Source organism: Amycolatopsis dendrobii, from assembly GCF_014145675.1.
In the GTDB taxonomy this organism is placed as follows: Bacteria; Actinomycetota; Actinomycetes; order Mycobacteriales; family Pseudonocardiaceae; genus Amycolatopsis; species Amycolatopsis dendrobii.
Window position 1 is genome coordinate 291,289 of the sequence record NZ_JACGZW010000002.1, and the last position, 12,368, is coordinate 303,656.

The 12,368-nt window shown below is 69.0% G+C and carries 12 protein-coding genes and 1 tRNA gene; 5 read left to right on the top strand and 8 right to left on the bottom strand.

Annotation, left to right across the window (positions count from 1 at the left end; all coding sequences use genetic code 11):
• Positions 1 to 266: 266 nt before the first annotated feature.
• Both pth and H4281_RS05500 read right to left on the bottom strand, forming a co-directional pair.
• Positions 267 to 860 carry an aminoacyl-tRNA hydrolase gene (gene pth / locus H4281_RS05495; RefSeq protein ID WP_067575582.1) on the bottom strand — a complete coding sequence of 198 codons (594 nt, stop codon included), beginning with the start codon at positions 858 to 860 and terminating at the stop codon, positions 267 to 269.
• Positions 861 to 870: 10 nt separating this feature from the next.
• On the bottom strand, positions 871 to 1,470 hold the full coding sequence (locus H4281_RS05500) for a 50S ribosomal protein L25/general stress protein Ctc (RefSeq protein ID WP_182889777.1): 600 nt from the start codon (positions 1,468 to 1,470) through the stop codon (positions 871 to 873).
• Between the two features lie 325 nt (positions 1,471 to 1,795).
• On the opposite strand from H4281_RS05500, the gene H4281_RS05505 reads away from it, so the two are divergent.
• Positions 1,796 to 2,911 (top strand): hypothetical protein, encoded by a 1,116-nt coding sequence (locus H4281_RS05505; RefSeq protein ID WP_220506756.1) that lies wholly within the window; start codon positions 1,796 to 1,798, stop codon positions 2,909 to 2,911.
• Between the two features lie 102 nt (positions 2,912 to 3,013).
• Positions 3,014 to 3,658, top strand: coding sequence for an NAD(P)-dependent oxidoreductase (locus H4281_RS05510; RefSeq protein WP_182889779.1), 645 nt, complete (start codon positions 3,014 to 3,016; stop codon positions 3,656 to 3,658).
• A gap of 53 nt (positions 3,659 to 3,711) precedes the next feature.
• Here H4281_RS05510 and H4281_RS05515 read toward each other — a convergent pair whose 3' ends face one another.
• Positions 3,712 to 4,557, bottom strand: a complete 846-nt coding sequence (locus tag H4281_RS05515) for an esterase/lipase family protein (protein ID WP_182889780.1) — start codon at positions 4,555 to 4,557, stop codon at positions 3,712 to 3,714.
• Positions 4,558 to 4,679: 122 nt separating this feature from the next.
• On the opposite strand from H4281_RS05515, the gene H4281_RS05520 reads away from it, so the two are divergent.
• Complete coding sequence (locus H4281_RS05520) at positions 4,680 to 5,354, top strand: TetR/AcrR family transcriptional regulator (protein ID WP_182889781.1); 675 nt, start codon at positions 4,680 to 4,682, stop codon at positions 5,352 to 5,354.
• On the opposite strand, the gene H4281_RS05525 is transcribed toward H4281_RS05520, so the two are convergent.
• On the bottom strand, positions 5,290 to 6,162 hold the full coding sequence (locus H4281_RS05525; protein ID WP_182889782.1) for a TIGR03621 family F420-dependent LLM class oxidoreductase: 873 nt from the start codon (positions 6,160 to 6,162) through the stop codon (positions 5,290 to 5,292). The genes H4281_RS05520 and H4281_RS05525 overlap by 65 nt on opposite strands.
• Positions 6,163 to 6,258: 96 nt before the next feature.
• Here H4281_RS05525 and H4281_RS05530 point away from each other — a divergent pair, with 96 nt between their 5' ends.
• Complete coding sequence (locus H4281_RS05530; protein ID WP_182889783.1) at positions 6,259 to 6,684, top strand: pyridoxamine 5'-phosphate oxidase family protein; 426 nt, start codon at positions 6,259 to 6,261, stop codon at positions 6,682 to 6,684.
• 177 nt (positions 6,685 to 6,861) lie between these two features.
• A protein-coding gene (locus H4281_RS05535) for an IS5 family transposase (RefSeq protein WP_182889784.1) occupies positions 6,862 to 7,742 on the top strand; the annotation gives its coding sequence in 2 pieces (ribosomal slippage) (positions 6,862 to 7,414 and positions 7,414 to 7,742; 882 coding nt in all).
• Positions 7,743 to 7,971: 229 nt separating this feature from the next.
• Here the strand turns inward: H4281_RS05535 and H4281_RS05540 are convergent.
• The 4 genes from H4281_RS05540 to H4281_RS05555 all read right to left on the bottom strand — a co-directional run bounded on the left by H4281_RS05540 (position 7,972) and on the right by H4281_RS05555 (position 12,332).
• Positions 7,972 to 8,952 (bottom strand): ribose-phosphate diphosphokinase, encoded by a 981-nt coding sequence (locus H4281_RS05540; RefSeq protein ID WP_182889785.1) that lies wholly within the window; start codon positions 8,950 to 8,952, stop codon positions 7,972 to 7,974.
• A complete protein-coding gene (glmU, locus tag H4281_RS05545; protein WP_182889786.1) occupies positions 8,949 to 10,445 on the bottom strand; it encodes a bifunctional UDP-N-acetylglucosamine diphosphorylase/glucosamine-1-phosphate N-acetyltransferase GlmU in 1,497 nt (498 codons plus the stop codon). The genes H4281_RS05540 and glmU overlap by 4 nt, the downstream gene beginning before the upstream one ends.
• A gap of 45 nt (positions 10,446 to 10,490) precedes the next feature.
• Positions 10,491 to 12,170 (bottom strand): GGDEF domain-containing protein, encoded by a 1,680-nt coding sequence (locus H4281_RS05550; protein WP_182889787.1) that lies wholly within the window; start codon positions 12,168 to 12,170, stop codon positions 10,491 to 10,493.
• Positions 12,171 to 12,260: 90 nt separating this feature from the next.
• Positions 12,261 to 12,332, bottom strand: a tRNA-Gln gene (locus H4281_RS05555).
• Positions 12,333 to 12,368 lie beyond the last annotated feature (36 nt).

The following is a 12,368-nucleotide window of genomic DNA, read 5'->3' on the forward strand; positions in this document are numbered from 1 at the left end:
GCCACGGCTGCTCACCCACACGCACAACGGCTCAAGCGGCCCCAACGCCTCGCCGAGGGTTCTCGGCGGCGCGATGCGCGGCAGCTTCTCTTCCGCTGAGCTCGCCACCGCACTCCTGCCCCCGCACCAGGGCAGAAACCCCGCGAGCACGGGGACGAAGCTGCCCTGATCGAGGACGCGGTTCGCCGCCGCTGGGGGGCGCACCACAGCGGCTGAGAAAACCTCACCGGGTGCGTCGGGACCCAGCCGGGGCAAAATCAGACAGATCAGGCGGCGTGAAACGCGTTCTGCGCCGCAGCGAGCCCCCGCGAAATCAACGCCTCGGCGGCGTCCGCGCACCGGTCGACCTCGAACGGGAGCTCCTTGCGCTCGACCGTCGAAAAGTCCTTCAGCACGAAATCCGCCGGATCCTGCCTGCCCGGCGGCCGCCCGATGCCGAAACGCACGCGGTAGTAGTCACGCGTGCCGAGCGATTTGGTGATGGACCGCAGTCCGTTGTGCCCGTTGTCGCCGCCGCCGAGCTTGAGCTTCAGCGCACCGAAATCGACGTCCAGCTCGTCGTGCACCACCACGACGCCGGACGGCGGCACCTTGTAGAACCGGGCCGCGCCGACCACCGGCCCGCCGGAGAGGTTCATGAACGACCGCGGCTTCACCAGCACCACGCGGGAACCGGCCAGCCTGCCTTCGAGCACCTCGGCCCCGCTGCGGTGGGCCTTGAACTTCCCGCCGATCCGGCCGGCCAGTTCGTCGAGCACCATGAACCCCACGTTGTGCCGGTTCCCGGCGTACTGGGGCCCTGGATTGCCGAGGCCGGCGAGCAGAATCAGCTCGCCGGCCCCGGGCAGGTCTTCACTCACGAAAGCGAGTTTATTCGGCAGCTTCGGCGGAGGCTTCCTCGGCTTCGGCGTCCTCGTCAGCGGAGCCGCGCGGCGCCTCGTTGACGGCGACGACGAGCGCCTCGGCGTCGGTGACCAGTTCGGCGCCCGCGGGCAGGGAGACCTGGCCCGCGGTGATCTGGGTGCCGGCCTCGATGCCCTCGACGGAGACCTCGAACTGCTCCGGAATGTGCAGCGCCTCGACCTCGACCTGGATCGTGTCGAGGTCCTGGGCGACCAGGGTGCCCGGGCCCGCGGTGCCGGTGACGACGACCGGGACGTCGACGGTGACCTTCTCGCCGCGCTTGACGACCAGCAGGTCGACGTGCTCGATGTAGTTCTTGAGCGGGTGGACCACGATGGTCTTGGTCAGCGCCAGCTCGCTGGAGCCCTCCAGGTCCAGCGTGATGACGGCGTTGGTGCCGTTCTCGCGGACGACGCGGGCGAACTCGATGGCCGGCAGCGCGAAGTGCCGCGGGTCCGAGCCGTGCCCGTAGAGCACCGCGGGGATTTTGCCGGCGCGACGGGTGCGGCGGGCGGCACCCTTTCCGAACTCGGTGCGCGGTTCGACGGAAAGACGTACCTCGGACACGGTGTAGCACTCCTTCAATCACACGACGTGCGGCAGGGGGCGGCGGGGATCGTCGATCTCTGCTCGGGGCGGTTGTGCACGGCGGCGAGATTGCGGGCGTGAGCGGGCCACGGGGCTTCTCGAGCCGCCGCGTCGATCACGCCGGGCACCTACAGGCGCACCCGCCTCGCCGAGACAACCCGAGAAGTGTAAACCAGCCGGTCCGCGCGGGCGCGCACCGGGTCCGGGCAGCCTCCCCCGCGCGGGTGGGTGACGACACAAATCCCGTCCCGCCCGCCGATCTGGTGGGAGTGGCATGATTTCCGCGGAAAGAGGGGCGGCCGACATGCGGGCTCGATGGACTGCGACAGCACTGGTGCTGCTTGGTGGGCTTCTCGCGGGCTGCCAGGTCGCGGTGACCGGCACGGCGGGACTGTCCGATGCCGACCGGCAGCTGGCTACTCAGCGTGCGCAGCAGCAGACGGCGGTCGACGTCGCGCTGCAAGCGCTGGAGCAAGCACCGGCGCTGCAATACGACGCGACGCTGAAGGACGGCGCCGGCAATCCGGCGACGTTGACGTACCGCGTCGCGCGTGACGGCAACGGTTTCGGCGCGCTGCCGCTGGAGGGCAAGCCGGTGCGGCTGACCGAACCGGACGGGCAGTTGTACCTCGCGGCCGACGCGGACTACTGGAAGTCGCACGGCCTGGAGGAGAACAGCACCCAGTTCGGCAGCGGGTGGGTGCACACCGTCGGCAGCGAACTGCCGGTCGACCCGGCCGTGCGGATGGCCCCGCCGAAGCTCGCCGGAGAACTGCGCAAGGCGCTCGGCGGACTCGGTTCCGGTGCGCCGCGGAAACAGAAGCTGCCGGACGGCACCGAGGTGTACGACCTCGGCGGCGCGTTGCAGGTGACCACTGCCGAACCGCACCGGGTCACCGGGTTCGCGCCCGCGCTGCTCGATCCGCGCGGCGGCCCGAAGCTGGGTGCGGCGTTCCGCGTCCGTCCGCTGGGCGACGCCGAGATCAAGCAGTTCCACAACGACTTCAACGCCGCGGTCGACGCCATCGGGCAGCCGTTCGACGGGCTCGCGCAGGCGAGCGTCACGGTGCTCAACGACAAACTCGACTGCCAGGACTACGTCGGTTCCTGCAAGACCACAGTGGACGTTTCGAACAGCGTCGTCGGCAATCAGCCTGGCTCGAAACCGAACGTGCACATCAAGCTTTCGGTGGAGATCAGCGCGGACACGCTCGGCTCGCAAAGCTGTGCCACCGAAGGCGACGCCGCCGCGGACGCGACCATCACGATGTCCTGTTCGGTGAAATTCACCCTGCCCAACCGCACCGCGAGCTACCAGGTGCTGGCGAAGCCGACGGCGGTCGCCGAGGTGCGTTCGCCGGTCGACGCGAACGCGGTGAAGGCGAAGCTGGCCACCGCTTTCGCCGCGCTCGGCGGCTGACCTGCACGCTCACCTCGAGGTGCGTTTCTTCCGTTGAAGTAGCCGAAGACCGGTCCTTACCATCGGTGGCGTCGATACGGATTTTCTTTTCGAGGAGCGGCAATGAGCAAGCTGGTGGTGTTCGGCGCGACGGGATTCGCCGGTGGCCGGATCACCGACGAGGCGCTGCGGCGCGGGCACTCCGTGACCGGGGTCGCGCGCAAGGCCGAGGGATTGCCGTCGGAGGTCGAAGCGCGGTCGGGGTCCATGCACGACGCGGAATTCGTGGCTTCGGTGGCCAAGGGCGCGGACGTGCTCGTGGTCGCGACGCCGGGCCGCGCGGACGACCAGGGCCGCCGCCTGGTGGACGCCCTGCCGATCCTGGTGGAGGCGGCCCGCGCGAACGGCGCGCGGCTGGCGATCGTCGGCGGTGCCGGTTCGCTGCGGGTCAGCGAAGACGGTCCGCGCGTGATCGACACCCCGGAGTTCCCGGAGGAGTACAAGCCGGAGGCGGGCAGCCACGTCCTCGTCCTGGAGGCGCTGCGCGAGCTGCCGTCCGACGTCGACTGGTTCTACCTCAGCCCGGCTGCCGAGTTCGGTTCCTGGATCCCCGGCGAGCGCACCGGCAAGTTCCGCCTCGGCGGCGACGTGCTGGTCAGCGACGCCGACGGCCGCTCGCACATCAGCGGCGCGGACCTGGCGATCGCGTTCCTGGACGAGATCGAGGAGCCGAAGCACTCGCGCGCCCGGTTCACCCTGGCGTACTGAGCGCGCGAAAACCCGGTGGTGCTCGTGGCGCCACCGGGTTTTCTGCTGCCGGGTCAGCCGGGAGATCCGGCGGTGCACAGGAATTTCGTGGCGTGCTCCGGGTCGAGCGCGTTGGTGACCAGGTTCCAGACGTTGAGGTCGTAGGCCTCGCCGATGTGCCCGACGGGATCGAACGGGCAGGTGTCCTGGACGTATTCGTTCGTGACGCCCGGTTCGCGCACGAAAGACGTTTCGGTGGGCGTGACCAGTTCGTCAAAGCGCGACGTGAGCACGGTGTAGCGGACGCCGGGCTGCGCGATGGGACCGTTCGTGAGCGTCTGGACCGCGCTGCCGTCGGTGATCAGGTTGTCGCAAGCCGGGCAGCCGAACGCGGTGAGCGCCTTGCCCACTTCTTCGCGCGCGCCCAGCAGGTACGCCAGCTTCGTCAGGCCGGCGAAGGTGGTGCCGTGCGCAGGCGGCGCGATGGCGACGACGGAGCCGATCCGGTCGGCGATGCCTTGGGTTTTCGTGACGTACAGGGACTGGAATCCGCCCTCGGAGTGGCCGACCAGATCCACTTGCGCCGCACCGGTTTCCTGCAGTACTTCGCCGACGAACTGCTTGATTTCCGTTGCGGAGTCGGCGATCGGGCGGAGTCCGCCGACGAGCGGGAACTGCGGGTACGCGCCGTAAGTCCGGCTGAAGGTGCAATATCCCTTGGCAGCGACGTGATCCTGGAGATAGTTCAAGTCCTCATAGGACGTCGCGCCGAGTCCGTGCAGGAACACCACCGGGCGCGGATGCGCGCTGCTCGGCCGGCACGCCGGATCGTTGACGCCGCCGGTCGGGGCGGCGGTGGCTGGGGCGGCGAACGCGGCGGTCAGCAATGCCGCGGCGGCCAGGACGATACGCAACCTCATCGGAGCGGTCCTTCCCTGTCGTCCTTGACAGAGTCCTTGACACTGGATACCCGTGGGTATTGGATACCTGAAGGTATTGAGCGGGCTGAGCCACTGTCAACCCCCGGATGAGGGAGAAGCCGATGACCGGCCGGACGCGGCCGACGCGGGCGGAGACGCGGCGGCGCATTCTCGACGCCGCCTTCGCCGTGTTCGGGGAACAGGGCATCGCCGCGACGAAACTGACCGAGGTGGCCGCGGCGGCCGGGCTGACGAAAGGCGCGGTCTACTCGAGCTTCGCGTCAAAAGACGAACTGGTGCTGGCGTTGATGGAAGAGCACGCCGCGCACCGGCTCGAAGCGAGCCTGACGAGTTTCGCCGAAGCGGACGACGGCGGCGCCGGGCTGGCGAACGTCGCCGCGGTGCTGATGTACGAAATGCGCGCTGACGCGGTGTGGCACCGGCTGCTGGCCGAGTTTTTCGCGATGGCGCACCACGACGACCGGCGGCGCGACGCGTTGCGCCGGCGCCGCCGGGAGGTTCGCGACACGATCGCGCGCGCCCTGAACCGGCTCGCCGAGGGTTTGGCCCTCGAACTTCCTTTGCCCGCCGAGGAATTCGCCGTCGTGCTGCTCGCCTTGAGCAATGGGTTGGCCGTGGAGGCCGACATCGACGACGAAGCCGTGCCGGACGGGCTCCTCGGCCGGGTGCTCACGCTCATCGCCGGAGACGCCGTCGCGAAGGTGCAGGCGGCTAGTGACCTCGCAGCTCAGCCACCACCGGAGCGAAAGTCTCCATCATCGCCTCGAAAACGGTGAAGTAGGAGAAGCCGTACCGTTCGCGGTGCGCGATCAGCTGCTGCACCATCTCGTCCACCGTGCCGAAGAGAAGCTGCGGTGCGCGCAACAGTTCATCGACGTCCGCCGCGCTGCGTTCCTCGGTCTCGGCGTGCCACTCCGCCGCGGCCGCGCGCCGGTCGTCGGTGACCACGACGCGCTGGATCAGCATGTTGTAGTCGACCTCGCGATCCCCTGCCAGCGAACGGAAATACGCGACCCGTTCGTCCATCGCCACGTCGTTGTCGAGCACGAACGTGCCCGGCGGACGGCCGCGGTCCTGGCGAAGTCCGGCGAATCCGGCGATGTCCGCCTGTTCCGCGGCGAGCTTGAGCACGCCGTCGCTGTTGCCCGCGATCAGCAGCTTCGGCATGCCGCCCTCGTCCTCGACGCGCGTGCGCAGTTCGTCGAGCCCTTCGGTGAGGTAGGCGATTCGGTCAGCGGCTTTGCGCCACGGCAGTCCCGCGTCGTCGAACTCGTGCTTCATGTGGCCCGAGCCGAGCCCGAGTTCGAAGCGGCCTTCGGTGAGTTTGTTGGTAGTAGCGACATCGCGGGCGAAGAGCGCGAGGTTGTAGAAGGGCACATTGGACACCAACGTGCCGACCCGCACCCGCTCGGTCACTGCCGCGGCGGCCGTGAGCGCGGGGAACGGCGACAGCCGCCCCGGCCCGAGATGGTCGGGAACGGTCAGATGGTCGTAGCCGAGCTCCTCGGCCCGCCTGCATTTTTCGGTCCACTCGGTGCCGTTGGCCGTGAGCCGCAGGCTGACGCCGAATTCGAATTTCCCCATGGCTGTGACGCTAGCCAGTCCCGTACGGGTGACGCACCGGTTTTCGCCGCCGGCGGAACCCGGTTTTTGTCGTACCCCCTCGCTAGCTTCGAGGGCATGGTGTTGTCGAGCGAAGAACGGGAACAGTTTCTGGCCGAACCGCACATCGGCGCGCTCTCGGTGGTCGAGCGCCCCGACCGCGCGCCGTTGACGGTGCCGATCTGGTACCAGTACACGCCGGGCGGCGAGCTGTGGGTGATCACGCAACCGGAATCGCGCAAGGCGAAGGCGATCGAGGCGGCGGGGCGGTTCAGCCTGATGGTGCAACGGGTCGAGCCGACGGTCCGGTACGTGTCGGTGGAGGGACCGGTGGTGCGGACCCGGCCGGGCAGCTACGAGTTGACGTGGGAGATGGCTTCGCGGTACCTGCCTGCCGACAAGGTGGCCGGGTATGTGGAGTTCGAGCGGACGCAGTTGGGGGAGCACATGGCGATCCATATGCGGCCGGAGAGGTGGTTGTCGGCGGATATGGGAGGTGTGTGAGGACACCCGCGGGGCGGGAGGCGCACAGGCTGACAACGGGGGCGCGGCTGCTGGTTCTTGTTGTCGTGAAGGGAAACCCCGAGGAAATCTGATTCCCTCAGCGGGTGTTGTGAAACCTGGTGGTCGGCTCGGTGTGTCGGCTGTGGTAGCGGCGTGGCGTGGTGATCATCCGGTGGAGTGTGCGTTTGTGTGCGCAAGCCGGGTTATGACTCGTCGTTGACTGACGCGCAGTGGGCGGTGGTCGAGCCGTTGCTGCCCAGGGCCCATCCGAGCGTGGGCGGGCGTCCGCGGGTGCATTCGCGTCGGCTGGTGGTGGACACGATCAGTTATGTGCTGGCCAGCGGGTGCGCGTGGCGGTCGGCGCCGCGGGATCTCGCGCCGTGGACCACGGCGTACCGGGTGTTCGCCGCCTGGACCGCGGACGGGACCTGGCAACGCGTGCGCGACGTGCTGCGCGACCGGGTCCGCGAACGCGACGGCCGCGACCCGCAGCCGTCGGCGGCGAGCCTGGACTCGCAGTCGGTGAAAACCAGCGAGGGCGGGGAGCGGATCGGCTACGACGCGGGCAAACGGGTGCGGGGCCGCAAGCGGCATGTCCTGGTCGACACGCTCGGGCTGATCCTGGGCGTGGCCGTGGGGTCGGCGTCGGTGCAGGACCGTCCCGGAGCCCGCCGGATCCTGACCGGGATCCGGCGGGCCTTCCCCCTGCCGGAACTGGTGTGGGCCGACGGGGCTACGTCAATTCCGAGGACGCCACCCTCGTCGACTGGGCGCGCCGACAAGAGAAGGCGGAGATCGTGGCGGTGCCGCGGAATGCTGATGTGGCAGGCTTTCAGGTGCTGCCCCGCCGGTGGGTGGCGGAGAGAACCTTCGGCTGGCTCACGAGGTGCAGACGCTTGACCCGCGACTACGAACGCAAAACCGCCCGCGCCGAGGCGATGATCCAGTTCGCGATGATCCGGCTCATGGCCGCGCGTCTCGCCGACGAACACATCGAACCCCGCGGCCCCATCGAAACCGAAGCAGCACGCCGCCTAGCGGAAGACCTCAAAGACTGACCACCTAGGTTCCACAACACCCTCGCAGGGTTCCTCTCACGGACGTCTGCGGGAGCAGAAGCCCATCCGTGGTTCGGGACGTATCACGCCGCCAGCCAGCGGCGTGGTCCGGCACGCCTCGTCCCGGCGAAAGGCTCGGTCGCCAAACGACGCGACCCGAGCCAGCCGACCCGACCTGATTCAGGCCGCGCCGCCACCTCGGGCCGCGTCGTTCAGAAACCGCGGAAACTCAGGCGTTGCCGTCGAACAGCGACGTGACCGAGCCGTCCTCGAAGACCTGCTGGATGGCCTCCGCCAGCATCGGCGCGATGGACAGCACCGTCAGTCCCGGGAAGCGCTTCTCTTCCGGGATCGGCAGGGAGTTCGTCACGATGACCTCGCGGGCCTTGCACTGCGAGAGCCGCTCGGTGGCCGGGTCGGAGAGGATGCCGTGCGTGGTCGCGATGACCACGTCCGCCGCGCCCTCCTCGAGCAGCGCCTCGGTGGCCTTCACGATCGTGCCGCCGGTGTCGATCATGTCGTCGATCAGCACGCAGAGCTTGCCCTCGACCTTGCCGACCACGCGGTTGGCCACGGCCTGGTTCGGCTTGTCCGGGTCGCGGGTCTTGTGGATGAACGCGATCGGCCGGTCGCCGAGCTGCTGCGCCCACTTCTCGGCAAGCCGCACGCGGCCCGAGTCCGGCGAGACGACCGTGATGTCCGCGTCGCCGTAAGTCGCCTTGATGTGGTCGGCGAGCACCGTCTGCGCCATCAGGTGGTCGACCGGGCCGTCGAAGAAGCCCTGGATCTGCGCGGTGTGCAGGTCGACCGTCATGATCCGGTCCGCGCCCGCGGTCTTGAACAGGTCCGCGATGAGCCGCGCCGAGATCGGCTCGCGGCCCTTGTGCTTCTTGTCCTGCCGCGCGTACGGATAAAACGGCATGACCACGGTGATCCGCTTGGCGCTCGCGCGCTTGAGCGCGTCCACCATGATCAGCTGCTCCATCACGTACTCGTTGATGGGCGTGGTGTGCGCCTGGATCACAAACGCGTCGGTACCGCGCACCGACTCCTCGAACCGCACGAACAGCTCGCCGTTGGCGAACGTGTGCGCGGTCTGCGGGGTGATCGTCACGTTGAGGTGCTTGGCGACCTCTTCCGCGAGCTCGTGGTGCGCACGGCCGGAGAAGAGCATCAGATTCTTCTTCGGCGTACCTGACTTCGGACTCATGCTGGCGACTCCCCGTCGGTTCCTGCTGCTGACTCGGACACAACGGTGTCCTGCTGCTGGGCGGCGAGAGCGGCTTCCGCCGCCTCCGCCGCGGGCGTGCCCGGCCTGCGCCGGACCGCCCAGCCTTCGATGGTGCGCTGCGGGCCGGCCGACAGCGCCAGAGAGCCAGGCGGAACGTCGTCGCGGATCACCGCACCGGCTCCACTGTAAGCGCCGTCCCCGATCCGCACCGGCGCGACCAGCGTGTTGTCCGCCCCAAGCCGGACATGCGAACCGACAACGGTCTGGTGTTTGGCCACCCCGTCGTAGTTCACGAAGACACTGGAACAGCCGATGTTGCTGTGGTCGCCGACGATCGCGTCGCCTACGTACGTGAGATGCGGCACCTTCGTCCCGGTGCCGATTTGCGCGTTCTTCGTCTCGACGAACGCGCCCAGCTTGCCCTTCGCGCCGAGCTTCGTGCCCGGCCGCAGGTACGTGTACGGACCGACGTTGGCGCCGTCGCCCAGCTCAGAGCCCGAACCGTGCACGCGGACGACCGACGCGCCCGCGCCGATCTGTACGTCGGTCAGCGTGGTGTCCGGACCCACCACGGAGCCCTCACCGACCGTGCAATGGCCCTTGAGCTGGGTGTTCGGCTCGATCAGCACGTCACGGGAGAGCGTGACGTCCGCCTCGATCCAGGTGGTGTTCGGGTCCGTGACCGTGACGCCCTCGCGCTGCCAGCGGCGCACGATCCGGCGGTTGTACTCGGCGCCGAGCACCGAAAGCTGGACGCGGTCGTTCACGCCCTCGGTGACCCACGGGTCGTCGACCACCAGCGCGCCGACGCCCTTGCCGTCCTCGCGGGCGATGCCGAGGACGTCGGTGAGGTAAAGCTCACCCTGCGCGTTGTCGGTCGACAGCCGCGACAGGCCGTCGACCAGCACGGCCGCGTCGAAGGCGTAGACACCGGAGTTGATTTCGGTGATCGCGCGCTGGTCCGGCGTCGCGTCCTTGTGCTCGACGATCGCGCTGACCGAACCGTCCGCACCGCGCACGATGCGGCCGTAGCCGGTCGGGTCGGCGACCTCGGCGGTGAGCACGGTGACCGCGTTGCCCGTCTTGGCGTGCTCGGCGCGGAGCGACTCGAGGGTTTCGGTGTCCAGCAGCGGAACGTCGCCGTAGCTGACGATCACGGTGCCGGTGAGTCCTTCCGGCAGTTCGGCGAGCGCGCACGAAACGGCGTGCCCGGTGCCCTTCTGCTCTTCCTGCACGGCGGTGGAGACCTCGCGGCCGAGTGCCTCGCCGACCCGATCGAGTTCGGCGCGCACGGCGTCGCGGCCGTGTCCGATCACGACCACCAGATGCTGCGGCGCGAGGCCGGCGGCGGCGCGCACGGCGTGTTCCACCAGCGGCCTTCCGGCGATCGGGTGCAACACCTTAGGAGTGGAGGAACGCATGCGGGTGCCCTCACCCGCAGCGAGGATCAGCGTGCTCAGCGGGCCGCTCACGAGTCTCCCAACGATTCACCGGTGCGTTGACGAGCACCAACGATCCTACGTGGGGTCTTCAGCGCTCCACGCGGGGTCGGTCGGAGCCGTTTCCCCAGGCCAGCCGCCCATGCCGTCGCCTGCCATCGAGTTGGCCGACGCCACCTGGTTGCCACCGCCGCGTTTTGCTTCGTACATCGCCGCATCTGCGCGCGCGAGCACCTGTTCGGCCCGCTCTTGCGGACGCAGCGATACCAGGCCGATGGACAACGTCACACCGTGCGAGAGGTGATGCGGGAGCGTCGCGACCGATTTGGCCGCGCGGCCGAGAGCCATCTTCGCCGCCGACGCCGGTGCGCCGGGCAGCAGCACGATGAACTCGTCGCCGCCGTAACGGGCCACCACGTCGTCGCCGCGCAAAGCGTCGCGCAGAGTGCTTGCGACAACACGCAAAACGTTGTCGCCCTCGGCGTGCGACTGCTTGTCGTTGACACCCTTGAACCCGTCGAGGTCGACCAGCGCGACCGCGAGCGGCTGGGCGTCCGCCGACGACGCCAGCGAGCGCAGCCGTTCGTCGAGCGCGCGGCGGTTCGGCAGGCCGGTGAGCGGATCCTGCAGTGCCTGCTGGGTGATCGCACCGTGCTCGGCGGAAAGCCGTTCATGCTCGCGGCGCGCGTTCAGCGTGGCGATCTGCGATTCGCGCAGCGCCCACATTTCGGTTTCCAGCGCGGTCGCGTAGTCGATCAGCGACTGGCTCGCGGCTTCCGGGTCGAGCCGCGCGAGTTCGCGGGAGAGGGTGAGCCGCATCGACGGCTGCGAGACGTCCTCGGCCAGCACGTCGCGAGACTCGCGCAGCACCTGCAGCGCGTCGGAGCGGCGCCCGGCCGCGTCGAGGCAGCGGGCCAGCGCGATCGCGACCAGTTCCTGCTCGTGCGGATAGTGGTGGCCGAGATGCATGCCCTGCAGCCGTTCGACGTGTTCGGCCGACGGGTCGTGCAGTGCGAGCGCCGCGGCCAGCACGCCGACCTGGTCGACCGCGGACACGCCGATCTTGCGCGGGAACAGCGATTCGGCGAACGGGCCTTCCGCGGCCACCGCCATCGACGCCGCGGTGCGGAACTTCTCCGCCGATTCGTCGTACTGCTCGATCCGCTCGAGCCGCAGCCCCCAGCCGAGCAGCATCTTGACCCGGTTCATCAGCTGCAGGGTGATCTCGTGCGGGCTCGCGCTTTCCCGGATCGCCTGGTGCGCGCGGCCGATCACCTCTTCGGCGGCCTCGTAGACGCCGAGCTGGTTGAGCACTATCCAGCAGTCGATGAGCGCCATCGACTGCATGCGGTTCCAGTTGCGGACGCCGACCTGGCGGTCCGGGATCGTGGAGTCGTCGAGGATCGCGAGCGCGCGGGCGATCTCGGTGAGCGCGGCGTCCTCTTGCGCGGCGAGCACGAGCCGGCGCCCGCGCAGCGCGTGCGCGTCCGCGCGCAGCAGCGAAAGGCCGTGCCGGCGGGTGTGCGCGAGCATCTCGTCGAGCCGGGGTTCGGCCTCGGCGGCGAGGCCGCGGGTGACGAGCCGGGAGAATGCGGAGGCGCGCAGCAGCTGGGCGACGAGGGTCGGCTCACCCCGGCGGAGGGTTTCTTCGAGCAGCTCGTCCATGATCTTGACGATCTCGAGCTGGTTCTCGTGCTCCTGGCGCTGAACGGCCGCGATGAGTTCCCGCGCGCGCCCGACCAGCCACGCGTCCGACATCTCGACCAGGGTCGGGCGACGGGCGCCCGCGGGGTCGCTCGGTTCCTCGCTCAGCCGCCCCCACTCCCATCGCCCTCGCCGGATGTGCAGCTCCGCCGCCAGGATTCGAACCTGAACTGTCAGAACCAAAATCTGAAGTGCTGCCGATTACACTACGGCGGATCGGTCCAGGTCAGGATAGCGATGATCGAGGACGGG

Coding starts and splice junctions, on each gene's coding strand:
- H4281_RS05540 (WP_182889785.1), bottom strand. CDS start 8,952: ATGAGTCCGAAGTCAGGTACGCCGAAGAAGAATCTGATGCTCTTCTCC.
- H4281_RS05525 (WP_182889782.1), bottom strand. CDS start 6,162: ATGGGGAAATTCGAATTCGGCGTCAGCCTGCGGCTCACGGCCAACGGC.
- H4281_RS05510 (WP_182889779.1), top strand. CDS start 3,014: ATGAGCAAGCTGGTGGTGTTCGGCGCGACGGGATTCGCCGGTGGCCGG.
- H4281_RS05550 (WP_182889787.1), bottom strand. CDS start 12,170: ATGTCGGACGCGTGGCTGGTCGGGCGCGCGCGGGAACTCATCGCGGCC.
- H4281_RS05520 (WP_182889781.1), top strand. CDS start 4,680: ATGACCGGCCGGACGCGGCCGACGCGGGCGGAGACGCGGCGGCGCATT.
- H4281_RS05505 (WP_220506756.1), top strand. CDS start 1,796: ATGCGGGCTCGATGGACTGCGACAGCACTGGTGCTGCTTGGTGGGCTT.
- H4281_RS05530 (WP_182889783.1), top strand. CDS start 6,259: ATGGTGTTGTCGAGCGAAGAACGGGAACAGTTTCTGGCCGAACCGCAC.
- H4281_RS05515 (WP_182889780.1), bottom strand. CDS start 4,557: ATGAGGTTGCGTATCGTCCTGGCCGCCGCGGCATTGCTGACCGCCGCG.